This window comes from Arenibacter sp. F20364 (genome assembly GCF_023015905.1).
GTDB lineage: Bacteria > Bacteroidota > Bacteroidia > Flavobacteriales > Flavobacteriaceae > Arenibacter.
In genome coordinates, this window is record NZ_JALKBD010000049.1 from 1 (window position 1) to 24,369 (window position 24,369).

A 24,369-nucleotide genomic window follows, 5' to 3' on the forward strand; every position below is an offset into this window, starting at 1 on the left:
AATTCAGAGGCGTTAGAAATACAGAATTCTTCCTGTTTAGGTTAACTCAGTTATTTGCATAAATATCCAAATACCCAGAAATTAGGCATGATCCTATGTATTGACTAGGTTGGAGATAAGATAAAGGAATAAAAAAACCGCCAACCTCATTTATGAAGTCAGCGGTTTTAGTGCCCACGACTAGATTCGAACTAGCACGTCCTTGCGAACACCACCCCCTCAAGGTGGCGTGTCTACCAATTTCACCACGTGGGCGTAAAAAATCCCATCACAAGATTTTAATAGATTACTAAACAGTTCCTAAATTTAAGTATTTCGAAACTATTTTAAACAAAAAAAGTTAAGTGCGAGACTTAACTTTTTTGTGACCGGGCTGGGGCTCGAACCCAGGACCCTCTCCTTAAAAGGGAGATGCTCTACCAACTGAGCTACCAGGTCATAATGTGTCGCAAACTATTGCTGTTTGCGGGTGCAAATATAATATCATTTGTTTGTTTTGCAAGGCCTTTTCAAGAATTTTTTATTTTTTTTTGAAATACCGCCAAATTAGACCAATTTTACAAAAAATTACAGCGTGAAAATAGTTTTGGTAGGGTATATGGGTAGCGGTAAGACTACTATTGGTAAATTGTTGTCTAAGGAATTGGAAATAAGTTTTTTAGACCTTGATGAAGTTATAGAGGAAGGACTGGGAGATTCCATTTCCAACATTTTTAATGGGAAGGGTGAAATCTTTTTTAGGAAAAAGGAACATGAATATTTAAAGGATGTTTTGTCCAAAAAAGAGAAATTAATACTATCTACCGGTGGGGGTACCCCTTGTTATACAGGAAATATGGAGACTATGTTGAATATGGCTGATCATGTTTTCTATTTAAAAGTTTCCATTCCTGGACTTGTACAAAGGTTAATAATGGAAAAGGAGCATAGACCTTTGATTAAAAATATAGACGATGGGGACTTGCCAGAATTTATTGGAAAACATTTGTTCGAGCGCAATAGCTTTTACCTTAAAGCGAATCATATTATTGAATGCGATAACAAGGATCCCGAATCCTTAGTTGCAGAAATACGGAAATTACTCGGTTAGAAAAACAGAATCGTTTTTGGCCTTGAATTCAACATTGATGTGTTCCTGAAGTGATGTGGAAAGTGATATACCTTTATAATCAGCTTTAACCGGATACTTCTTGTGATTCCTATTCACCAATACAGCAGTTTTAAGTTGTTTTAATGGCACGCGTAGAAAATGATGAACTCCATAAATCAATGTAGTTCCGGAATTGAGTACATCGTCTACCAAGACTACGGATTTATTGGTGTATTCCGATTCAGGAAGGGAAGTCTTGACACCACTGGCCAAGGGGTTGGACTTGTCCATGATTACTTTGCACAAAATGATGTTGGCCTCTGTAATCTTTTGAAGAACGGCCTGTATCTTTTTAGCAAAATTTAATCCCCCTCCTTCAATACCGGCAATAATGATTTCCGGTTCATCAACGTTGGCCTCATAAATCTGGTAAGCGATACGTTTTATTTTATGCTGTATTTGTTCATGGGATAAAATTCTATTGGACATAGTCATTTTTATTTAGATTCAAATATAAAAAAGAGTTCCTTATCCGCTCTCGGTTTTATGGAATTGTATGCAGTTTCCAAAACCTTGATTTTAAAATTCTCTTGAAAAAGGGATTTGTACTCTGCTGGGCTGCCTCCAAAAGGCGGTCCCGATTCGGTTAAGGGGAAATTAAACAGTAGCCCTGCCAATTTGCCATTGGGTTTCAGGAGTTGCTTCATTTTGCTGGCATATGCAGCCCTTAAGCATGGGTCTAAGGCGCAAAAAAAAGTTTGTTCCAATATCAAGTCAAAATTATTTAATGCCAGATCAAAGAAGTTCCCTTCAAGGAGTTGACCTTCTGGGAAATTCGGAATCCTTTTTTTTATTTGTTCCAAAGGCTGTCTGGCGATGTCGATGACAAAAACATTGGAAAACCCATTCTCCACCAGATAAAGCAGCTCATAGGCATTGCCTGCGCCTGGGATTAGGATTTTAAGATGCTTATCTGTTAGTTGGTCTATGTATTCTTTTATGGGTGCTGAAATGTGACCTATATCCCATCCCATATCCCCACGGTCATACTTCTGTTCCCAAAATTCTTTATTCAGCTTCTTCATCCAAGTATCCGTCTATATCCCTTCTGTCCTTTTTTGTTGGTCTTCCGGCGCCCTTTTTCCTATAATAATCTTTGGAAAATTTTAATAGTTCGTTGTGTTCAAAAGCTTCTTTGGGAGTGGTGTCCTTACGGTAAATGTCCACTAATTTGGCACCCACTCTACTTTCGGGAACATCCAGTACGGTAAACTCGTAATTGATCTGGTTTTTCCGCACAACAACTTTATCTAGAGGATATACTTCCCTTGATGGTTTTACCACTTGTTCATTGATTCTTATGTGTCCCTTTTTACAAGCCTCCGTAGCTATGTTACGTGTTTTAAAATAGCGGGTGCTCCATAGGTATTTGTCAATTCGCATAAACTATTGAAAATCTTTGTTAACGTCCTCTACAAAAATAGTTGAAAATTGTATCTTGCGCCCTTTAATTAAGAAATCAATGAATCCAATATGGTTATTGTAATAATCATTGGGGTGCATCCTGTAATTAAAAGACAATAAAAAAAAACCGATGAATATAAAGAGATTTCTTTTACTTGCTTTAATTTTTTTGACTATTTGGTCTTGTAAAAAGGACGATGGGGATGATTTTGAAGTGGTGCCCCCCAGATTGCTAAGTGAGGTTGTGGTTGAAAATGATGCTGAAATTCAGGCTTACTTAAAGACGCATTTTTATAACTATGAAGATTTTGAGGAACCTATTGATGAAGGTTTCGACTTAAGGATTAGGATAGATACCATAGCTGGTGCCAATGCCGACAAAAAATCCCTATTTGAAGATGCATTGACACAGGTAATAAAAATATCTTCCAGTGATTTGGGATTGGATGCTGAAGAAGTAGATATCCCACATACCTTGTATTATATTGTCGCTAGGGAGGGCGTTGGTGAAAATCCTACACCGGTAGATTCTGTATATTTAAAGTATCAAGGCATGCGCTTGGACGGAACAATTTTTGACAGCAGACTGGGGGCTCCAGTTTGGTTTGATATGCAGGGATCGGGAGTTTCGGGTAATTCTGGCGTTATAAAAGGATTTAAGGAAGGAATGCCCAAATTTAAATCGGGTGGTGATATAATTGAAAATGGCGATGGTACCTTTACCGTAACCGGAAGTGGGGTAGGTTTAATCTTTATGCCCTCAGGTATTGCTTATTTTAGCGGAAGTGCCCCAGGAGCAACCTATGCGCCTTTGATGTTCGAAGTAAACTTATTAGCTGCCAATACAGCGGATCATGATAGGGATGGAGTAAGTACTATTCTTGAAGATTTGGATGGGGACGGTAATCTTTTTAACGATGATACCGATGAGGATGGCCTTCCAAATTATTTGGATACCGATGACGATGGGGATGGTATCCTTACCGAAGACGAATTGGGAGATGCCAATAACGACGGTATTGCTGATTATTTGGACGAGAGTATTTAAAGTTCTTAGACTTATAAATAAAAAAAATGCCCAGCGATCGCTGGGCATTTTTTTTATTGTATATATAGTGGATTATAGTTTTAAAGCAAGGCTTAAAATTAATTGGTCTGGCCTAGTGTCAATTCGGTCATTGGCAAAAACTCCGTCAACAACAGTTACTTCATTCTCACTAAAACCTCTTTCGTATCTGAGGTCTATACCAAATCTTCCAAAAGACAGTCCAGCTCCAATATTTAGGCCAACCGTAAAATCATTTTCAACATCACCAATGGTGATACCGTCATAATCCGTGTCCAAGATATATTGGAAGGCAGGTCCTGCAAATACGTTCAATGGTCCAATTACGTTGATTCCCAATAATACTGGCGCATCCAGTTTACTCATGTCCAGACTATTGTTTTCGTAGTCGGATTTTGTTTTGGTGTACACTAATTCAGGTCTCAGATAAACTTTATCCCCTAACTTTCCAAAGATTCCAATATGGTATCCCACATTGCCCTTGGGGTCTTTGTAAGCTTGTTCGGTAGATTTAAAATAATCCCCGTTGGCGCCATAGTTAAGTCCGCCCTTGATACCAAATCCAGACCCTGTTTGCGCATGTGCAGAAATGCCCATTAATGCAATAGCTGCTAATAAAACTGTTTTCTTCATCATAATGTGTTCTTTTAAAATTAGAATACATTGTGCAATACTAAGCACAATACCTTTGTTTAATTAACTTAAAAAGAATTTATCGTGACACGAAAGGGAGAGGTAATGGCACAAAAAAACCGCTAAATTATACCCCTATTTCTAGTGGATGGTTTTAGCAGTTTAGTTGAGTTCTGTTCCACAGTTTTCGCTGTTTTCCGTGTTTGGAATCCTCATCTCCCATAAAGGGATTTGATTATTTTCTTTTTAACACACTCACAACGGCGTTTTCTATAGCTTTATTGTTTAATCCGTATTTATCCATTAATTGCTCTGGAGTACCACTTTCCCCAAAGGTGTCTTTGGTGGCAACAAACTCTTGTGGTGTAGGCTGTGTTGTAGCAAGGAATCCGGAGATACTTTCCCCAAGTCCACCTAAATAATTGTGCTCTTCCGCAGTAACTATACAGCCAGTTTTTTTAACAGATTTTAACACTGCTTCACCATCAAGTGGCTTAATGGTGTGTATGTTTATTACTTCGGCAGATATGCCTTGTTTCTCCAAATTTTCGGCTGCGATCAATGCTTCCCAGACCAAGTGCCCGGTAGCTACAATGGTGACATCGGTACCTTCATTGAGCATAACGGCTTTACCTATTTCAAATTTTTGGTCAACAGGAGTGAAATTCGCTACCTTGGGACGGCCAAACCTTAGGTAAACGGGACCGTGATGCTCTGCTATAGCAATGGTAGCGGCTTTGGTTTGATTATAGTCGCACGTATTTATTACCGTCATTCCGGGCAACATCTTCATCAATCCCAAATCTTCCAATATTTGGTGCGTAGCACCGTCCTCACCTAGGGTAACACCAGCATGTGAGGCACAGATCTTAACGTTCTTATCGGAATAGGCTATAGATTGTCTAATTTGATCATAAACCCGGCCAGTGGAAAAGTTGGCAAAAGTTCCTGTAAAAGGAATTTTACCGCCTATGGTAAGTCCGGCTGCAATACCCATCATATTGGCTTCAGCGATACCTATTTGGAAGAATCGTTCCGGGTTTTCCTCGATAAATTTCTCCATCTTAAGGGAGCCTACCAAATCGGCGCACAAAGCAACTACATTTGGGTTGGTCCTGCCTAATTCGGCGAGTCCCGCACCAAAACCACTTCTTGTGTCATTTTTACCTTGATCTATATATTTTTTCATCTGTACTTTCTTTATTTTTTTGTTAGAAAAGGTTAGGGATTAGTAATCTCCTAAGGTTTCAGAGTTTTGAGCCAAAGCGGTGGCCAATTGTTCATCATTTGGTGCCTTCCCGTGCCATGCATGGGTATACATCATAAAATCTACGCCATGACCCATTATGGTGTGTAATAGAACACATACCGGCTTACCTTTTCCAGTTTTGCTCTTGGCTTCCTTCATCCCCTTTAGAATGGCTTCCAGATCATTTCCTTCCTTAATTTCAAGAACCTCCCACCCAAAGGCCTCAAATTTTTTCTTGAGATCTCCCATCGGGAGTACATCTTCAGTAGCACCGTCTATCTGCTGGCCATTGTAATCTATGGTGGCAATTATATTGTCCACTTTCTTTCCTGCCGCGTACATTATGGCTTCCCAATTTTGCCCTTCCTGTAGTTCACCATCGCCGTGTAGGGTATAAACTATATTGGAATCTTTATTGAGTTTTTTGGCCTGTGCCGCACCCAAGGCCACGGACATACCCTGACCCAATGAACCCGATGCAATACGTACACCTGGCAAACCTTCATGAGTGGTTGGGTGACCTTGTAATCGGGAATCTATCAATCTAAAGGTATTTAATTCATCTACCGGGAAATAACCTTTTCTAGCCAAAACACTATAAAAAACAGGGGATATGTGACCATTGGACAAAAAGAAAAGATCTTCTCCCTTGCCGTCCATATCAAATTCGTCCTTAAGCTCCATAATTTCATTATAAAGGGCAACAATAAATTCCGTACAGCCCAATGAACCTCCTGGATGCCCGGAGTTTACCTTGTGAACCATTCTTAGGATGTCCCTGCGAACCTGAACGGTCAAATCTTGTAATTCTTGAAGTTTTGGCATTTTATCTATATTTTTTAAACTTTTCAAAAGTAATGGCAATCTTTTGGGTACACAAGCATGATTTATAATATTTTATCAACTATCATTGCCCATAACAGAACTTTATTTTTTTGTTAAGGATTTAATGGCTATGAGTTGACTATATTTGCGGCTTTAAATAGATTTTTTTGAAATTTACGTTACAACATTCAGACACAAGGACAAAGGCCAGGGCGGCAGAGCTTATTACGGACCACGGTAAGATAGAAACTCCCATTTTTATGCCAGTAGGTACGGTAGCTTCCGTAAAAGGGGTTCACCAAAGGGAATTGAAGGAGGAGATAAATCCGGATATTATATTAGGGAATACCTACCATTTGTATTTAAGGCCTAAAACCGAAATACTGAAACAGGCGGGAGGGCTCCATAAGTTTATGAATTGGGACCGCAATATTTTAACGGACAGTGGGGGTTACCAAGTCTATTCCTTATCGGACAACAGGAAGATAAAGGAAGAAGGGGTAAAGTTTAAGTCCCATATTGACGGTTCCTATCATGTGTTTACCCCAGAGAATGTTATGGAGATTCAGCGGGTGATAGGTGCCGATATCATAATGGCATTTGATGAATGTACTCCATACCCTTGTGATTATAACTACGCCAAGAGATCCATGCACATGACGCATAGGTGGTTGGAACGATGTATTAAACATTTGGAAAAAACTCCTTTTGCCTACGATTACGAACAAACTTTTTTTCCTATTGTTCAAGGATCTACCTATAAGGACCTAAGAAGGCAATCGGCAGAATATATCGCTGGAGTAGGAGCAGAGGGCAACGCCATAGGTGGGCTTTCTGTAGGTGAACCGGCCGAGGAAATGTATGCAATGACAGAGGTGGTCTGTGATATACTTCCAGAGGATAAACCCAGATATTTAATGGGAGTGGGTACCCCGATCAATATTTTGGAAAATATTGCACTGGGGATAGATATGTTCGATTGTGTAATGCCTACCAGAAATGCGAGAAATGGAATGTTGTTCACTGCACATGGCACTATCAATATAAAAAATAAGAAGTGGGAGGATGATTTCTCCCCCTTGGACGAGATGGGTACTACATTTGTAGATTTGGAGTATTCAAAAGCCTACCTAAGACATTTGTTTGCCGCCAATGAATATTTGGGTAAACAAATTGCGACCATTCACAATTTGGGATTTTATTTATGGTTGGTTCGTGAGGCTAGAAAACATATTTTAGCTGGGGATTTCTATGAATGGAAATCTGTAATGGTAAAACAAATGGATAAACGACTCTAGGTGTTAAGCATAATAGATAAATACATTCTCAAGCGCTATTTGGCCACTTTTTTTGTAATGCTCTTGCTGTTCATCCCTATTGGGATTATGGCTAATCTGGCGGAGCAGGTAGGGAAAATGATCGATAACGAGGTTCCTTTTCAGGAAATAGCCTTGTATTATCTAAATTTCACTTTTGTAATCGGAAATCTACTTTTTCCCATTTTCCTATTTCTCTCCGTAATTTTCTTCACCTCTAAATTGGCCAATAATACCGAAATTGTAGCTATTCTTAGTTCCGGGGTTTCGTATGGGAGATTTTTACGGCCCTACTTAATCGGTGCTTCCATAATTGCCGTTATCATGTTCATTATGGGGATGTTTATTGTACCGGATGCTAGTGTGGGGTACAATGAGTTTAAATTTAAGTATTTGAAAAAGGGTAAACAGGATAGGGTTACCACAAATATTTTTAATCAGTTGAATGAAAATGATTATATCTATGTCAGTAGTTTTGATCCGGCCAGACAGATAGGGTATAACTTCACTATGGAGCGTTTCAACGAACAGAATACCTTGGATTTTAAGATATCCGCTGCCAACATCCGTTGGATAGAAAAAGATACGGTCTATCGACTTACTTCCTATGAAAAGAGAAAATTGGTAAACGGTAAGGAGATTGTAGAAACGAAACGAAGGTTGGATACTATTTTCGATTTTAAGATTGATGACCTAACTCCAGTTTCGTATATAGCTGAAACCAAGAATATGTTTGAGCTAAATAAATTTATTGAAACACAAAAGAGAAAGGGGGCTGCAAACATTAATAGCTATATATTGGTAAAGTACAAGCGTTGGGCATTGCCGATTGCGGCATTTATACTAACCGTTATTGCGGTGGCGGTTTCCTCGGTAAAGCGCCGCGGGGGGATGGGTGTAAACCTGGCCTTTGGAATAGGGGTGGCATTTATATATATCTTTTTTGACAAGGTTTTTGGGACCCTCGCGGAACAATCTGGATTCTCTCCCTTATGGGCGGTGATCATTCCCAATGTTTTGTTTGGGGTCATAGCATTTTATTTGTTGCAAAATGCCAAACGTTAAGCTCAAGAATTATCTACACCTTCATTTTATTGTTTTTGTTTGGGGCTTTACGGCCGTTTTGGGCAAGTTGATTACTATAGATGCCCTTCCTTTGGTATGGTATCGTATGCTAATGGCTACCTTGATCATCATAGCCTATATCCTGATCCGGAAATTTCCGTTGAAGGTACCTCCTAAAACATTGGCGATATTAATTATGGGCGGAATCGTAGTGGCCTTGCATTGGGTCACCTTTTTTATGGCCATCAAAGTGTCCAATGTGTCGATCGCTTTGGCCACGATGTCTACGGGGGCTTTTTTTACAGCTTTGTTGGAACCGTTTTGGTATGGTAGGAAAATGGTGGGTTATGAAATAGTTTTCGGACTAATTGTTATGTTGGGCCTATATATAATGTTTAGGGTGGAAACGGGCTATTTTCTGGGGATAATGTTAGCCTTGGTATCTTCCTTCTTATCCGCCACTTTTTCGTTGATCAATGGTAAATTAACGCAAGTGCAGAGACCTTCGATAATTTCATTATATGAATTGGGAAGTGGCGTGCTGTTCTTATCTGTTTACCTTGCATTTACCGGTAGTTATGACCAAAAGTTTTTTCAATTGTCCTTTAATGATTGGCTTTTTATATTTATACTTGCTTCGATCTGTACGGCCTATGCTTTTATTGCTTCGGTCAAGATTCTAAAATATATTTCCCCATATACGGTAATGTTGACCATTAACCTGGAACCGGTATACGGGATATTGTTGGGAGTTTTACTCCTTGGGGAAAGTGAAAAAATGAATCCACTTTTCTATGTTGGGGCATTATTAATATTGATAACTGTAGTGGCAAACGGAATTTTAAAAAATAGAATAAAATTAAAAAAAAAGACTAATGGGTTACCTTCCCATTAAAGTTTTATATTTGCCCGTTGAAAAGAACTAAACCTATAAACCTATGGAGTATTTAGATTTTGAACTGCCAATTAAAGAGCTGGAAGAGCAATTGGACAAGTGCATGATAATCGGTGAAGAGAGTGAAGTTGATGTTTCAGAGACTTGTAAACAAATAGAGAAAAAACTCGCTGAGACCCGTAAGGAAATATATAAAAATCTTACCGCATGGCAAAGGGTGCAATTGTCAAGGCATCCTAATAGACCTTATACCTTAGATTATATCAGGGCCATTTGTGGGGAAACTTTTTTGGAATTACATGGGGATCGCAATGTCAAGGATGACAAGGCAATGATCGGTGGTCTTGGTAAAATAGGTGATCAGAGTTACATGTTTGTTGGTCAACAGAAGGGCTATAATACCAAAACCAGGCAATTGCGTAATTTTGGAATGGCGAACCCTGAAGGATATAGGAAAGCTCTGCGTTTGATGAAGTCCGCCGAAAAGTTTGGTATCCCCGTTGTTTGCTTAATAGATACTCCAGGGGCATATCCCGGAATTGAGGCAGAGGAAAGGGGCCAAGGGGAGGCAATTGCAAGGAATATTTTGGAAATGACCCGACTAAAAGTCCCTATTATTGTTGTAATTATTGGAGAAGGTGCTTCAGGGGGTGCTTTGGGTATTGGTGTAGGGGATAAGGTGCTGATGTTGGAAAACACCTGGTACTCCGTAATTTCACCTGAATCCTGTTCTTCCATTCTTTGGAGAAGTTGGGAGTACAAGGAAATTGCAGCGGAAGCCTTAAAGCTTACGGCGACGGACATGAAAAAAATGAAATTGATAGACGAGATCGTTCGCGAACCGGCAGGCGGAGCCCACGCCAACAGGGATAAGACTTTCGAAATTGTAAAAAATAAAATTTCTTCGCATTATGAGGATTTAAAAAAGTTATCACCAAAAGAATTGGTGAATAACCGAATGGATAAATATGCCAATATGGGTGTATTTAATGGATAACATCCCTTTTTGTCAAGGTGAAAAAAACTGGAGCGGAAATTCTCCGGTTTTTTTTTGCTTATGAACAAATTTCGTAACTTATCAACAGGTATTTTGTTGAACAACTGTTAATATCCCAAATCTCTTTTTAAATCTTATTTATATAATTTAGCACTCTATGGAAAAAACGAACCCCATTATTGGTCATCGAATAGACAAGTCGACCATCATTAGCCTGGAGAAGGGGAAAATACCTCCTCAAGCTGTTGATTTAGAGGAGGTTGTGCTTGGAGCAATGATGATTGACAAAAAAGGGGTCGATGAAGTAATAGATATCCTACATCCTGAAGTCTTTTATAAGGATGCCCATAGATTTATCTACGAAGCTATTTTTAAACTGTTCGAAAATTCGGAACCGGTGGATTTATTAACCGTTTCCTCACAATTGAAGAAGGATGGTCGACTCGAGAGTGCAGGAGGTGATTTTTATCTCATTAAATTAACCCAAAAGGTAGCTTCTTCGGCACATATTGAGTTTCATGCGCGTATAATCCTCCAAAAGTTTATCCAGCGAAGCCTTATCAAGATTTCAAACGAAATAATTGAGGAAGCGTATGAAGATGCTACCGATGTGTTCGACTTATTGGACACTGCTGAATCCAAATTATACGACGTTACCCAAGGTAACCTTAAGCGTTCTGCCGAAACCGCCCAGAATTTGGTGATACAGGCCAAGAAGAGAATAGAGGAAATTGCAGGAAAAGAAGGACTTAGTGGTATCCCATCAGGTTTCGACAAATTGGACAAGCTAACTTCAGGATGGCAGCCCAGTGACTTGGTTATTGTGGCAGCTCGTCCAGGTATGGGTAAAACGGCCCTTACCCTGTCCATGGCAAGAAATATTGCGGTAAACTCCAATATTGGTGTTGCCTTCTTTTCCTTGGAAATGTCATCTGTTCAGTTGATTACCAGATTGATTTCCTCTGAGACGGGATTGTCATCCGAAAAATTAAGAACTGGTAGATTGGAGAAACATGAATGGGAACAGTTGAATGTTAAGGTAAAGGCCTTGGAGACGGCTCCTTTGTTTATTGATGATACCCCTTCCCTTTCTATTTTTGACCTTAGGGCAAAGGCCAGGCGTTTGGCTTCCCAGCACGATATTAAGATGATTATTATTGATTATTTGCAGTTGATGACGGCCGGGGGAAGTCAGAAAGGCGGAAACCGTGAACAGGAGATATCAACCATCTCCAGGAACTTAAAGGCCCTTGCCAAGGAATTGAACGTTCCTGTAATTGCACTTTCCCAATTATCGCGTGCCGTAGAGACCAGGGGTGGTAGTAAACGGCCAATTTTGTCGGATTTGAGGGAATCTGGAGCCATTGAGCAAGATGCGGATATCGTATCGTTTATCTATAGGCCAGAATATTATAAGATTGATGAATGGGATGATGAAGAACGCTCCCCAACAGCTGGTCAAGCCGAATTTATTGTTGCCAAGCATAGAAATGGTGGTTTGGAAAACATCCGACTCAAGTTCCTTGGACATTTAGGTAAGTTTGACAATTTGGATGATTTTGATTCTCCCTTCGAATTTCAGTCCAAAATGAATGCCGATGATGAGAACCCCTTTATAACCAAAAGCCTTCCGAATGCCAATGAAGCCTTTGGCAGCTCTATGAACGATGACTCCATGCAGGATGATAACGATGTACCTTTTTAAGGGTAACTTATTTTAGTTCACTTTTTATCTTATTATTTTGGTTTTGAGGTGATTAGATGTCAAAATGTTTGTATTGCCATTTTTTGGATATTAGGACCTTTTGAAAATTTTAACCCTATTTCAAAACCGAAACATCAATTTTCAAGTATCTTTGGGAAGATTCACCTTAGATATTGGTTCATGCAGAAGTGTTTTTTCTCCCTTTTCTTTATTCTTTTTTCTATATTGGAAATATCAGCTTCATCCATTCTTATTCCCATGGACGCTGAAAGTCAGAAAAACCATTTAAAGGCATACGGTATCACTTATTGGGTATTGACCAAGCAACAAAAAGTACAGTGGTTATTAAATTATAGAGGGGGATCCTTTTTGTTGCCCGATGGAGAGATCATTCGAAGGGAATGTCAAATCAGGGGGGTGTCTTTTGAGATCGTTTCTGATTCCCAGACCCAAGTTATTTTAGAAGAAATTGCCAGCCCTTCCCAAAACCAAGAAGCGGTAATTTTGGAAAAGGCTCCAAAAATAGCGGTTTATTCCCCTAAGGATAATTCCCCATGGGATGATGCAGTGACCATGGTACTTACCTATGCCGAAATTCCTTATGACCAAATTTACGATGAGGAAGTTTTGGACGATAAATTGGTCCTCTATGATTGGCTTCACTTGCACCATGAGGACTTTACGGGACAATATGGTAAATTTTATGGGGCCTACAGGGCGGCACCTTGGTATATAGAAGGAAAACAACAGGCGGAAGCCTTGGCCCAAAAATTGGGGTTCAATAAAGTCTCAGAGGAAAAGCGGGCCGTAGCCCTAAAAATTAGAAATTATGTTATTGGGGGAGGTTTTATGTTCGCTATGTGCTCCGCGACGGATAGTTTTGATATAGCCTTGGCTGCGGACAAAGTGGATATATGCGAACCTATGTTCGATGGCGATCCTTCTGATGCCAATTATCAGGGAAAGCTGGACTATGGTAAAACTTTTGCCTTTACCAATTTTATTTTGGAGCGCAATCCGTTGCGATATGAATTTTCTTCTATAGATATGACCAGTAGACGGGCCAATGTACCTAAGGAATCTGATTATTTTTCTTTGATGGATTTCTCTGCAAAATGGGACCCCGTACCTACCATGCTATGTCAGAACCATACGGCCCTAGTTAAGGGTTTCATGGGGCAGACTACCGCTTTCACCAGGGAAGAGATTAAACCGACGGTCTTGGTTTTGGGAGAGAATAAGATTAATGGGGAGGCCAGATATATTCACGGAATTAAAGGAAAAGGATTCTTTACCTTTTATGGAGGGCACGATCCAGAAGACTATCAGCACAGGGTAGGGGACCCAAAGACAGAATTGGAACTGCATCCTACATCTCCAGGTTATCGACTTATTCTCAATAATGTATTGTTTCCCGCTGCCCAAAAAAAGAAGCAGAAGACTTAATGATGCTGTTGCGGTTTTCTATATCCTAGACATCATGACTTGTAAATAAAAACTGCTGTTAAAGCTGGCGTCTTCAACAACAGTTTTTACTAAATTTCTATATAATTTAACTGCCAACGTCGAATGGCAGAACACTGGCGCTAGTGGTGATGCTATCCGCAGTGATACTTGCCCACCATGGGTTTAAAATACACCTACAAAGTGACTTCCGGTTACGTTCACCAACTCGGCACCTTTGGTTACATTACCTGTTTCTGTGTCGACAACGTAAATGTTTCCGTTTTGCCCTACAGCTCCTTGAGTTAGGTATATTTCTGTTCCATCTACAACAAAACCTTGATATTGAAATAAGTAAAAGTCAGGATCATAGGGGATGTCATCAATTTTTTGAGCTGTTTTTGCGTTTAAATCCGCAAGTGCAAAAAATCCTTGGGCACCAGCTAAACCTTCTGCTGATCCTGAATGTCTGTATGCTATTACGGCTTTTCCGTTTCCAGTAGGTCTCCAAGCAAGAATGTACGCATCTTCTACACCTAAAGCATCGTCCAAATTGAATTCATATGCATTGTCATATTCGTTGTCGGCATCAATTCTTAAAATGTGCGATCCTTCTGGGTCACTTTGGTTTGCTTGATATACACTTCCCTCATAAAGAAAGGCATTTATACTGCGATATCCGTTTGTGTTACCGTGACCCACGGTAGAAGTTATGACGCTCGGGTTCAATAAAGAAGGGTAGTCCAATACAATGGTTTTAGAACCTAAAATTTCGTAATCGCTGTCACTTTCCGTAGTGGCAGGATCAACCTTGCTTAAACGGGCGCCAATGTATAATTTATCTCCGGCTGCATTTAGAACAGGCATATCTATTCTAGAGATATAATACCCGTTTGCTTCTTCTTCTGCGCTCAAAGCTACACTGTGCTCTTGGAATTCTTTTATCGCGGAATTTACCAAATCCAAAGTCAAAACACCAATAGTCGCTTCTGTCCGGGTATAAACATCATTTTCGTCAAATTGGTGTTCTGTTGATACATATACAGCTGCTCCTGTTTTGTCCCCATCAAACAATTTTATCCATCTTGGAGCAGTTCCAACATACGGAGCAATACTTACCGATGAACCTGTCGGGGTGAAGTTTTGTCCACCTTCTACCATATATTTAGTGTAGTTACCACCGGTATCTCCTGCATAGCTAATATTAAATATAGTGTTGCCATCTTCAGAAGATTGCAATCTGGCGGTCCTGTTGGACGGCGCTATAAATCCATTTTCAAAAGGTTCAATGGACTTGGTAGGATCTTTGGCATCATCACTGCTTACAGAATAGATTAGCGTTCCCCCGTTTCCATCTCCAGGGGCATCTCCCATTTTGGCTGCGGCAATAGTAATCCATCTGGAATCTTCACTTGGATCTGGACCTGCCGGGTCTGTGTTTTCACTGATCTCATCGCTACTGCATGCGGCCATTAGGCCTATAGTTAGGATGTAGACGGTCAAGGTTTTAAAATTTAAAAAAGTACGTTTCATTTTAGATTTTATTTAAATAGTTAAAATTTATTGATTGTGTAATTTAATTTTAGATAAAAAGCTCTTCCTGGTTTTTGTACTGATAAATTATCATATACAGGTTCGTCGAATATATTTTTGATGTCAAAACTCATTACTAACTTTTTGTTTGGGAAGACGTAGCTGAGCCCGAAATCTTGTGCTAATTGTTGGGGTACTTTAAAAAATTCATCCCCTACAGTGTTCGATCCTTGAGAGGTTAGGAATGAAAACTCATCCGTAAAGTACATGGTGTAGAATAGGTTTAATCGCGATTTTTTCTGAAGTAGATCTTTAAATGAATAGCGCAAACTTCCATTCATCGTAAAGAATGGCGTGTTGGGAACGTCTATTTCTATGCCTTGATTTGCAATTTTTAAATCGAATCGTGATATATTAAAATTAAGTCCGAAATTGCTGTTGTATGAGTAATTTAATTGGGCGTCTATTCCTTTCGAGGTACCACTACCTTGATTTACATACACAATTAATTCATCATCAACATTCAAGGATGTTTCAATAGGTAGTCCAATTCTATCTTTGATATTTCGTGTGAAAACATTGGTCGAAATGGTAAAATCATGCTTTTTGATGTTAAATGACCCCAATCTGAATCCTAAGTTGTAGTTGTTGCTGCTTTCAGGATCAATGCTTGAATTGGCTACTACGTTATCTCCGTCATTTCCAAATATCTCAGTTTCGTTTGGTAGTCGGATAGCTTTTTCTGCGGATGCCAAAAGTGTTATATTGGGAATAATAGCATAGGAAGTTGCAAAGCCATATCCGTCATAATTTTTATTACTGGAAACAACTTCATTTGCTACCACATCGTTCCCGTTGGCATCCTGTTCTACGGCCGGGTCAACACTAGTTGTTTTTTGCTGATAGTGTTTTCCGAATAAACTGGCTTTTAATTTTTCGTCAAAGGCAGTTAGTTCGTAGGTTAAGGAATAAATGTTTTTGTGCAAGTCCCTGGTTCCTTGAAATGTGTTTTCCAAGACAGACCTTAAAGCATCACTATCTTCCCTGTCAATTCCGCTGTACACATGGTTTAATAACACTTTATGGTTGTCGTTAATGGCATAGGACATTCCTGTTCGGATTGATGCTACGTTTCTTTTGATCTTGGCCAGGGTGGGACCTCCTTCTTGTTGGGAACCCCAAGTGTACTGGTATTCATCACCTCTAAAATCAATGGCTCTTTCTCCGTTCCAACTATAGGCCCAGGCAACCGTATCATTAACAGCCCGATTTCTTTTGCCATACAGGCCGTTTATATTTACATCGAGTCCTTTGGTGAAAAGATCTATCTTTTGATAATTTATACTTCCCAATAAGGCATCAGATTCCAAGAATCTATCTTTATAAGGGGTAATGGTCATAAAGGCTCCGTGCTGAACTTCTTTGTAGTCATCCGAACCCGTAATGCCAATAAAAAATTGGTCTGCCCATTTTACATCAGTATAGCCTATTTGTGCCATCCCACCAGTAGATCTATAGGCATCGTTAAACCTTTTGGCTGTAATAGGGGTTTGTACCCCTCCTAAACCTGTAACTACAACACTTCTGCCTGAAACTTTATAATCATTAGCAGAATAGTTGTGGAAAAGGGAGGCCTTAATGGTAAATCCTGATTTTTCCAAGCGATACAATCCGTTGACGCTGGCTTGTAAGGTGTTGAACGATCCGTAGGAAATGGAGGCATTGAAATTAGTTTTGGCATCATTATGAAGCATTATATTTATAGCTCCCCCCAAGGCATCGTCTGCTAAATGTCCTGGTACTACCCCCTTGTAAACTTCAATTTGTTTGATCATGGAAGGGGGAATACTGTTCAGATTAAATGAATTGCCATAGGTAGAGATAGGAATTCCGTCTATGAAAATTCGTACAGAGTTTCCGGACAATCCATTTAAACTATAGCTAACGTCAGAACCTAAACCTCCATTTTGACGAATTTTCACACCTACTGTAGTGTTCAACAATTCATTTGTTTGAATGTTTCTTAGGCTAGCTTCCTTGGTTTTTATGGCATTTACAGCAAAGCCTTCGGTTTCAAGCGCTGTTTCCTTGGTCTTGCCGTTGACCGTTACCTCATTCAAGTTCTCTACGTTTTCCTGTAAGGTAAAATCGATCTTAATTTTGCTCGCACTTTCGTTGACCTCAAATGACTTTGAGCGCGTTCCGTAGCCAATAAAGGAAATCACTACCCTGTGCTTTCCCGTGGGTATCTTGCTTATGGAATATGCTCCATTATCATCTGTAAGAACACCAAGTTTTAGGCCTTCCACCAAAACGCTTGCATATGGCAAGGGTTTTCCTGAAGCATCAATTGCCTTTCCAAATATGGTGCCGAAAGCTTCTTGCCCTTGGGCCGAAAAGCAAATTATTAGTAAGAAAGCCGTAAGTAAGTTCTTCATATTATATTTAAAAAAAGTCATCTATTTTTATTAAGATTTAGTCTAAATAAATAACTTTGCAAATCTAATCTATGATTTAGGCTAGGAATAACGCAAAAGGAAGTTTTAGTAACGAAATAGGAATTAATGAGAATAGGTCTCATCCAGTACCAGAAATTAGGGGTAAGTGAAGAACACGAACAGGAGGTGTTTAAGGTTCCTGATGCGGCCAAAACTCAATCTGAAAAACTGGACAAAGGTGTAAACGGAACGTTACAAGAGCTAATTTTACCTGGAGCAACTATTGTATTGAGAAAATTATCATTTGATAAATGTCTTAAAACGTATCACAAGAATGTTGCTTTTTGTTATGGTCTTCATTTTGTTTTGGAGGGTAACTTTGAGTTTACTTGTCTTGAAAGCAAATCTAAAGTGGCTATCCCTAGTGGTTCTTATAATCTCATACAATGGTCTGGTATTGACGGCAGTCAAAAATTAAAGGGAGAAAAGTGTAATTCTGTTGATATTTATTTTACTCGAGAATTTCTGGGTGATATAGTCGGTATGGTGAACAAGCCTATTTTAGGACACTTCTTTAGAGCTTCAGGAGTATTCCCAAGAAGCTTGTGGGATACAGAACAACCGATAGCCCCAAAGTTAAGAGAATCACTTCTAGATATTTTACACTGTCAGTATGAGGATAGTGCCAGGAAAAATTATATAGAATCCAAAATAAAACTACTGGTAATAGATTTATTCTTGGGCAAGGAAAATGGTAACAGTAAGGCAGGGCAGTTGCCTTCTTCGGATTATATGGCTATTGATAAAGTGGACCTCTATATCAAAAGGAATCTTAGAAAAAAACTCACAATTAAAGAACTCTCTGAAGTAGCCGGTTTCAATACCACGAAATTAAAAGGCTGTTTTAAAAAGATACATCAAACAACCATATTTAAATATATTACCCGATTGCGGATGGAGAAGGCCAAAACTTTGGTTCTTGAGGAAAATTTATCAATTTCTCAAGCAGCCTATGAAGTTGGGTATTCAAATCCACAGCATTTTACCGTAGCATTTAAGAAAACGATGGGGTATTTGCCAAGTGCATTACTAGGTACACCCAAATGATGTTTTACTCGACAATCGAGATTTGTATTCTCTGACACTTGCCTGCCCGTATGCGTTCAGGCGGGCCTAACCTTGTGCGTTCAGGTGGGTGTCGAAATCTGAAATAAGGTTCTTTTCAATGCCTTTCGAGCCTGTTTTTGTCGGCCAGACAGGCTTGCCGAGAGGTAGTTTACTGCTTACTCTCTTTTGCCAGCAACATCGATTCCAAAATGCTCTCAACTCCAAAATCATCATTACTACTGGTCTGGTAATTTGATGCTTTCTTCACATTTGGGTGGGCGTTGGCCATTGCGAAACTAAAATCGGACATCGCCAACATTTCCAAGTCATTATTGTAATCCCCGAAAACCATAGTTTCCTGTCTGCTAATACCATACTTCTCCTGAAGATGTTGCAAAGCATAACCTTTGTTGGCGTTCATATGGGAAATATCCAACCAGTTCTCACCTGAAACTTTAACTTTTAAATCGGACTCCAAATGATTTACCAAAGGATAGATATACCTTTCAGAACTTTCAAAATGGTAAATGGCTATTTTTAAAATCTCTCCCTCAAAGGAAGCTATGTCGTTTAAGACACTAAATTGGGTATAATACTCTTTTAATTTATCGCGAAAAGCATCTGAATTTCCATTGATATAGGCATTGTTTTTACCACATAAAACGGGGTGTATATCTTCAATATTCTTCAAAAGACTTATAGTTTCCCGAATAGTTGTTTGGTCCAAAGGGGTTGCAAGCAATTCATTTTCTTGTTTCTTAACAAAGGCTCCATTTTCCGCTACAACAATTATATCATCTTTTATGGTCTCTAGTTTATCCACTATGCTGTTGTATTGGCGTCCACTTGCAGCCACGAATCTAATTTCCCTCTTTTTTAATTCTTCGAATAACTTAAAGAATTTACTGCTTACTTCATGCTTGGAGTTCAATAGGGTGCCATCCATATCGGTGACCACCATTTTTATTTTTGATAAATCCATTCAAATAATTTAAGCTGCAAAGATATTTGATATTGGCCTAATTAATGGCGTTCTTACCTAAAGTTTCACATTTCTTAATATTTATCGAAATTTGAATGAATTTTAGATACCAAATGCTATGCTGTTTTATCAGAAAGAACTACGCTTAAGGTCTTATAATAGGGGCTTTCATTTAATTACGGACACCATACTGGAAAACCTTCCACATTTAAAAAGGATACAAACAGGTATGTTGCAGGTGTTCATAAAACATACTTCCGCAGGTCTCACCATTAATGAAAATGCGGATTCCACAGTAAGGGACGATTTTGAAAGTCATATGAATATCATGGTTCCGGAAAACGCGCCCTATTATCTGCATGATTATGAGGGTTCGGACGACATGCCGGCACATATAAAATCTTCCTTGATGGGAGCCTCTGTTCAGATACCCATTAGTGATGGAAAATTAAATTTGGGAATATGGCAAGGTATCTATTTGTGCGAACACAGGAATAATGCCAGCGGGCGTAATTTGGTTTTAAGTTATTTCGGGGTGTAGTTAACTGCATTTCATCAATGAAGCGCTGTTTTAGAATGTTACTTTAAAGCAATTATAGACTAAGCCTATCTTTTTAGCAGTATATCGGGGGCATAATACCACGAGGCTTGTCTCATTTGCAATAAGCGGGCTTGTATAAACATGTTCCTTTAAAATACGTTGTGGGTTTGCCTTGGAGAAATATACTTAGTAAATTAGTGTATTGTAGGTTTTAAATAGGAAAGGATGGCAACAAAAGATATGATTTTGAATAAGATACAGATATTGATCACCAACAAATTTGAAACTCCGGAGGAGGCCTATAGCTTTTTTGATGAAGATGGAGATGGCAAACTTAAAAAAAGTGAGATAGTTGAATTGTTGAAAAAGGCGGAAATAAGTGGGTTTTTGCGTGGAATCGTTTCTTCCAAGCTAATTGAAGGTTATGATAAGTCCGGTGATGAGTTGATAGACTGGGAGGAATTTAAAGAGGCTGTCGGAAAAATAAAGATGGCCTAATATTTTATTTTAAATAAGTCATAAAAAAACCTGTTCCAGAAGGAACAGGTTCTTATAAGCGAGATAAGTTTATTAATTTATTTTACTTTGTTCACAATAGCTTTGAAAGCCTCTGGGTGGTTCATGGCCAAATCCGCCAAAACCTTACGGTTTAGCTCTATATTATTGGCTTTTACCTTGCCCATAAACTGGGAATAGGACATTCCGTGCATTCTGGCACCAGCATTGATACGGGTAATCCATAGGGAACGGAAATTTCTTTTCTTGTTTCTACGATCTCTGTAAGCATATAACATTGCTTTTTCAACCGCATTTTTAGCTACTGTCCAAACGTTTTTACGTCTTCCAAAGTAACCTTTGGCTTGCTTCATTACCTTTTTTCTTCTGGCTCTGGAAGCAACTGAATTTACTGATCTTGGCATAATTTTAATTGTTTTTTGTAGTAGGCGATCCTTTAATGTAGAATACTTTTATTGCCTAACTCCAGGGTTAATAATTACCGTTGGAACTATTACTTTAAACGTAATTGTTCCTTAATACTGTTAACATCCGCCTCGTGGACTAATCCAGAGTGGGTTAACGCTAGCTTACGCTTTTTAGACTTCTTCGTAAGAATGTGGCTCTTAAAGGCGTGCTTTCTTTTAATTTTACCACTACCGGTTAGCTTAAATCGCTTTTTGGCACTGGATTTTGTTTTCTGTTTAGGCATTTTCTTCCTATTTATTAATTTATCTCGCTTACTATCTTTATGCTAAAATATCTTCAGCATTTTATTTTGGGTAACCAAAGCTATAAGGCCTAGGTTTATTTTTTAGTTTTTGGGGCAATGAACATGGTCATACGTTTACCCTCAAGTTTAGGCATTTGTTCCACTTTGCCCAAATCCTCCAATTCGGATGCCAACTTAAGCAATAGTATTTCTCCTTGATCCTTATATACAATGGAACGACCTTTGAAAAATACATAAGCCTTAAGCTTTGCACCATCTTTTAAGAATTTTTCTGCGTGCTTCTTCTTAAACTCGTAATCGTGATCATCCGTTTGTGGACCAAACCTTATTTCTTTTACGATTACTTTGGTGGCTTTGGCCTTCATGATCTTTTCCCTTTTCTTCTGCTCGTAAAGGAATTTCTTGTAATCTATAATTTTACACACTGGCGGATCTGCTTTAGGGGAAATCTCCACTAAGTCCAATTCCAGTTCTTCCGCTTTGGTCAAGGCTTCACGGGTGCTATATACACCTACTTCTACATTGTCGCCAACCAACCTAACCTTTGGCGATGAAATACTTTCATTAATATTATGAGGGTTTTTGTTTTCCCTCCTAGGTTGGGGTCTAAATCTTTTTCTAATTGCTATGACGTAATATTTTTAGTTAAACTTTTTTTTAAAACGACTTTAAGGTACTGTTTATTTCATTTATTACCAAGTCGGCAAAGGCTTTTACGGAGATGGCTCCCAAATCCTCGCCGCCATGCCTCCTTATGGAGATGGTTTCCTCTTTCTCTTCATTCTCCCCTACGATCAGCATAAATGGGATTTTATTCATTTCCGCTTCACGTATCTTCTTGCCTACCGTTTCATTTCGGTTATCAATGAGGGCGCGAATGTCGTTATTTTCCAAGGAATTTAAAACTTTTTGGGCATATATTTCATGTTTTTCGCTGACAGGCAGGATAATAGCCTGCTCCGGCATCAGCCAAAGAGGGAAATTACCCCCTGTGTGTTCCAATAATAAAGCAATAAAACGCTCCATACTTCCGAAAGGGGCCCTATGAATCATAACCGGTCTATGCAACTCATTGTCACTGCCTTTGTAGGTAAGGTCAAATCGCTCCGGTAAATTGTAATCTACCTGAATGGTCCCCAGTTGCCAGTTCCTGCCAAGGGCGTCCTTTACCATAAAATCCAACTTAGGACCATAAAAGGCGGCTTCACCGCTTTCTATGACAAAATCCAATCCTTTTTCCTTGGCTGCATTAATAATTGCATTTTCCGCTTTTTCCCAGTTTTCAACAGATCCAATGTATTTTTCAGGTTTATCCAAATCCCTTACGGATACTTGGGCTGTAAAATTACCGAAGCCCAAAGACCCCAATACATATAAGGTAAGATCTATAACGTTTTTAAACTCTTCCGCTAATTGGTCCGGGGTACAGAAGATGTGGGCGTCGTCCTGTGTAAAACCACGAACCCGTGTAAGGCCATGCAATTCACCACTCTGTTCGTATCGGTAAACAGTCCCGAATTCCGCATATCTTTTTGGAAGCTCCCTATAGCTAAATGGTTTAGTATTGTAAATTTCACAGTGATGTGGACAGTTCATGGGTTTCAACAAGAACTCCTCGTCCTCTTTTGGGGTTTTTATGGGTTGAAAACTGTCTTCCCCGTATTTGGCATAATGTCCAGAGGTTACATAAAGTTCCTTTTGTCCAATGTGTGGGGTGACCACCATCTCATAACCGGCCTTTTTCTGCGCTTTCTTCAGAAAATTCTCCAAGCGCTCCCTTAAAGCGGCTCCTTTTGGAAGCCATAAGGGGAGGCCTTGTCCTACTTTCTGGGAGAAAGTAAACAGTTCCAGTTCCTTGCCCAGTTTTCTATGGTCCCTTTTTTTGGCTTCTTCCAAAAGTTCCAAGTACTCGGTAAGTTCTTTTTGTTTTGGAAAGGAAATGCCATATACCCTGGTCAACTGATTGTTTTTTTCATTCCCCCTCCAATAGGCACCGGCTACACTCAATACTTTAATAGCCTTAATAATACCTGTATTGGGTATGTGTCCGCCCCGGCATAGATCGGTGAAAGTGTCATGGTCACAGAAGGTAATAGTACCGTCTTCCAGGTTTTCTATAAGCTCTACCTTGTATTGGTTTCCTTGGGATTTGTATAGATCCAATGCTTGTGCCTTGGTAGCGGACCGCATCTTAAAATCGTGTTTTCCCCTGGCAATTTCCAAGGCTTTCTTTTCAATTTCCGGAAAGTCTTTTTCAGAAATAGTGCCTTCAGGTAGATCTACATCATAATAAAATCCGTTATCAATGGCAGGTCCTATGGTTAATTTTATACCAGGGTACAATTCTTCCAAAGCTTGGGCTACTACGTGGGAGGTAGAATGCCAAAAAGCAGTTTTTCCTTCTTTGTCGTTCCAACTATAAAGGACAAGGGATCCATCCTCCTTTAATGGTGTTACGGTTTCAACGGTTACACCATTAAATTTTGCTGAGATAATATTTCGGGCCAAACCTTCACTTATGCTTTTGGCTACCTCTATAGGGGTTGTTCCTTTAGCATATTCTTTAATGCTCCCGTCTGGTAAAGTTATTTTGATCATGCTTTTTTGTCGTAATAAGTGTGCAAAGATAACACCTAGTATTTATGTTGGCAATATATATAGGAAGGATTTTCATACATACTATATAAGTTGGGTTTTGGCCTTCCCTCTCCTAGGTCGGGCCGTGTGCTCTGCCGTATCCCTTGTCCTGCTTCGGTGGTGCGGCTTCGGCCCCTGCCTACCGGTAGGGGGGG

At 39.3% G+C, this 24,369-nt stretch carries 24 protein-coding genes and 2 tRNA genes; 11 read left to right on the plus strand and 15 right to left on the minus strand.

Annotated features, from left to right (window positions below; all coding sequences use genetic code 11):
- Positions 1–171: 171 nt before the first annotated feature.
- Together MWU84_RS22100 and MWU84_RS22105 are read right to left on the minus strand one after the other, a co-directional pair.
- Positions 172–255 (minus strand) — tRNA-Leu (locus MWU84_RS22100).
- 110 nt (positions 256–365) lie between these two features.
- A tRNA-Lys gene (locus MWU84_RS22105) sits at positions 366–438 on the minus strand.
- Between the two features lie 136 nt (positions 439–574).
- On the opposite strand from MWU84_RS22105, the gene MWU84_RS22110 reads away from it, so the two are divergent.
- The gene (locus MWU84_RS22110; protein ID WP_246905907.1) at positions 575–1,090 is read left to right on the plus strand and encodes a shikimate kinase; all 516 of its coding nucleotides are present in this window, start codon (positions 575–577) and stop codon (positions 1,088–1,090) included.
- Here MWU84_RS22110 and MWU84_RS22115 read toward each other — a convergent pair.
- The 3 genes from MWU84_RS22115 to MWU84_RS22125 are packed head-to-tail and all read right to left on the minus strand — an operon-like array spanning position 1,079 to position 2,533.
- Positions 1,079–1,579, minus strand: coding sequence for a phosphoribosyltransferase family protein (locus MWU84_RS22115; RefSeq protein ID WP_246905908.1), 501 nt, complete (start codon positions 1,577–1,579; stop codon positions 1,079–1,081). The two genes, MWU84_RS22110 and MWU84_RS22115, sit on opposite strands and share 12 nt — an antisense overlap.
- Positions 1,580–1,587: 8 nt before the next feature.
- The gene (locus MWU84_RS22120) at positions 1,588–2,175 is read right to left on the minus strand and encodes a methyltransferase domain-containing protein (protein WP_246905909.1); all 588 of its coding nucleotides are present in this window, start codon (positions 2,173–2,175) and stop codon (positions 1,588–1,590) included.
- A complete protein-coding gene (locus MWU84_RS22125) occupies positions 2,159–2,533 on the minus strand; it encodes an RNA-binding S4 domain-containing protein (RefSeq protein WP_215947152.1) in 375 nt (124 codons plus the stop codon). The genes MWU84_RS22120 and MWU84_RS22125 overlap by 17 nt, the downstream gene beginning before the upstream one ends.
- A gap of 151 nt (positions 2,534–2,684) precedes the next feature.
- On the opposite strand from MWU84_RS22125, the gene MWU84_RS22130 reads away from it, so the two are divergent.
- A complete protein-coding gene (locus MWU84_RS22130) occupies positions 2,685–3,602 on the plus strand; it encodes an FKBP-type peptidyl-prolyl cis-trans isomerase (protein ID WP_246905910.1) in 918 nt (305 codons plus the stop codon).
- A 72-nt stretch (positions 3,603–3,674) separates the two neighbouring features.
- Here the strand turns inward: MWU84_RS22130 and MWU84_RS22135 are convergent, their stop codons facing one another.
- The 3 genes from MWU84_RS22135 to MWU84_RS22145 form a co-directional block, all read right to left on the minus strand.
- The gene (locus MWU84_RS22135; protein ID WP_246905950.1) at positions 3,675–4,253 is read right to left on the minus strand and encodes an outer membrane beta-barrel protein; all 579 of its coding nucleotides are present in this window, start codon (positions 4,251–4,253) and stop codon (positions 3,675–3,677) included.
- 235 nt (positions 4,254–4,488) lie between these two features.
- Positions 4,489–5,442, minus strand: coding sequence for a transketolase C-terminal domain-containing protein (locus tag MWU84_RS22140; protein ID WP_246905911.1), 954 nt, complete (start codon positions 5,440–5,442; stop codon positions 4,489–4,491).
- A 39-nt stretch (positions 5,443–5,481) separates the two neighbouring features.
- Positions 5,482–6,336, minus strand: a complete 855-nt coding sequence (locus MWU84_RS22145; protein WP_348647890.1) for a transketolase — start codon at positions 6,334–6,336, stop codon at positions 5,482–5,484.
- Between the two features lie 158 nt (positions 6,337–6,494).
- Between MWU84_RS22145 and tgt the strand changes: the two genes are divergently transcribed.
- The 6 genes from tgt (at position 6,495) to MWU84_RS22175 (ending at position 13,751) form a co-directional block, all read left to right on the plus strand.
- A complete protein-coding gene (gene tgt / locus MWU84_RS22150; RefSeq protein WP_246905914.1) occupies positions 6,495–7,625 on the plus strand; it encodes a tRNA guanosine(34) transglycosylase Tgt in 1,131 nt (376 codons plus the stop codon).
- Positions 7,626–8,708: an LptF/LptG family permease gene (locus tag MWU84_RS22155; protein WP_348647889.1), complete on the plus strand. Its 1,083-nt coding sequence runs from the start codon at positions 7,626–7,628 to the stop codon at positions 8,706–8,708.
- Positions 8,695–9,603: a DMT family transporter gene (locus MWU84_RS22160; RefSeq protein ID WP_246905916.1), complete on the plus strand. Its 909-nt coding sequence runs from the start codon at positions 8,695–8,697 to the stop codon at positions 9,601–9,603. Before MWU84_RS22155 ends, MWU84_RS22160 begins: the two co-directional genes overlap by 14 nt.
- A gap of 43 nt (positions 9,604–9,646) precedes the next feature.
- Complete coding sequence (locus MWU84_RS22165; RefSeq protein WP_246905918.1) at positions 9,647–10,600, plus strand: acetyl-CoA carboxylase carboxyltransferase subunit alpha; 954 nt, start codon at positions 9,647–9,649, stop codon at positions 10,598–10,600.
- Between the two features lie 157 nt (positions 10,601–10,757).
- The gene (gene dnaB / locus MWU84_RS22170; RefSeq protein WP_246905920.1) at positions 10,758–12,305 is read left to right on the plus strand and encodes a replicative DNA helicase; all 1,548 of its coding nucleotides are present in this window, start codon (positions 10,758–10,760) and stop codon (positions 12,303–12,305) included.
- A gap of 180 nt (positions 12,306–12,485) precedes the next feature.
- Positions 12,486–13,751 carry an asparagine synthetase B gene (locus MWU84_RS22175; protein WP_246905923.1) on the plus strand — a complete coding sequence of 422 codons (1,266 nt, stop codon included), beginning with the start codon at positions 12,486–12,488 and terminating at the stop codon, positions 13,749–13,751.
- A 183-nt stretch (positions 13,752–13,934) separates the two neighbouring features.
- On the opposite strand, the gene MWU84_RS22180 is transcribed toward MWU84_RS22175, so the two are convergent.
- Positions 13,935–15,281 carry a hypothetical protein gene (locus MWU84_RS22180; RefSeq protein ID WP_246905926.1) on the minus strand — a complete coding sequence of 449 codons (1,347 nt, stop codon included), beginning with the start codon at positions 15,279–15,281 and terminating at the stop codon, positions 13,935–13,937.
- A 20-nt stretch (positions 15,282–15,301) separates the two neighbouring features.
- Entirely contained in the window at positions 15,302–17,719 is a 2,418-nt protein-coding gene (locus tag MWU84_RS22185; protein WP_246905929.1) for a TonB-dependent receptor, read from the minus strand.
- A gap of 126 nt (positions 17,720–17,845) precedes the next feature.
- On the opposite strand from MWU84_RS22185, the gene MWU84_RS22190 reads away from it, so the two are divergent.
- Positions 17,846–18,826: an AraC family transcriptional regulator gene (locus tag MWU84_RS22190; protein ID WP_246905932.1), complete on the plus strand. Its 981-nt coding sequence runs from the start codon at positions 17,846–17,848 to the stop codon at positions 18,824–18,826.
- 169 nt (positions 18,827–18,995) lie between these two features.
- Here MWU84_RS22190 and MWU84_RS22195 read toward each other — a convergent pair whose 3' ends face one another.
- A complete protein-coding gene (locus tag MWU84_RS22195) occupies positions 18,996–19,808 on the minus strand; it encodes an HAD family hydrolase (RefSeq protein WP_246905935.1) in 813 nt (270 codons plus the stop codon).
- 118 nt (positions 19,809–19,926) lie between these two features.
- On the opposite strand from MWU84_RS22195, the gene MWU84_RS22200 reads away from it, so the two are divergent.
- Together MWU84_RS22200 and MWU84_RS22205 are read left to right on the plus strand one after the other, a co-directional pair.
- Positions 19,927–20,349: a secondary thiamine-phosphate synthase enzyme YjbQ gene (locus tag MWU84_RS22200; protein WP_246905938.1), complete on the plus strand. Its 423-nt coding sequence runs from the start codon at positions 19,927–19,929 to the stop codon at positions 20,347–20,349.
- 225 nt (positions 20,350–20,574) lie between these two features.
- Positions 20,575–20,847 (plus strand): EF-hand domain-containing protein, encoded by a 273-nt coding sequence (locus MWU84_RS22205; RefSeq protein ID WP_246905941.1) that lies wholly within the window; start codon positions 20,575–20,577, stop codon positions 20,845–20,847.
- 77 nt (positions 20,848–20,924) lie between these two features.
- Here the strand turns inward: MWU84_RS22205 and rplT are convergent, their stop codons facing one another.
- The 4 genes from rplT to thrS all read right to left on the minus strand — a co-directional run bounded on the left by rplT (position 20,925) and on the right by thrS (position 24,175).
- Positions 20,925–21,269 carry a 50S ribosomal protein L20 gene (gene rplT / locus MWU84_RS22210; protein ID WP_246905945.1) on the minus strand — a complete coding sequence of 115 codons (345 nt, stop codon included), beginning with the start codon at positions 21,267–21,269 and terminating at the stop codon, positions 20,925–20,927.
- Positions 21,270–21,358: 89 nt separating this feature from the next.
- Positions 21,359–21,556: a 50S ribosomal protein L35 gene (rpmI, locus tag MWU84_RS22215; RefSeq protein ID WP_031444751.1), complete on the minus strand. Its 198-nt coding sequence runs from the start codon at positions 21,554–21,556 to the stop codon at positions 21,359–21,361.
- A 95-nt stretch (positions 21,557–21,651) separates the two neighbouring features.
- Positions 21,652–22,200, minus strand: a complete 549-nt coding sequence (gene infC, locus MWU84_RS22220; protein ID WP_348647891.1) for a translation initiation factor IF-3 — start codon at positions 22,198–22,200, stop codon at positions 21,652–21,654.
- A gap of 34 nt (positions 22,201–22,234) precedes the next feature.
- Positions 22,235–24,175 (minus strand): threonine--tRNA ligase, encoded by a 1,941-nt coding sequence (gene thrS, locus MWU84_RS22225; protein WP_246905948.1) that lies wholly within the window; start codon positions 24,173–24,175, stop codon positions 22,235–22,237.
- Positions 24,176–24,369: the final 194 nt, after the last annotated feature.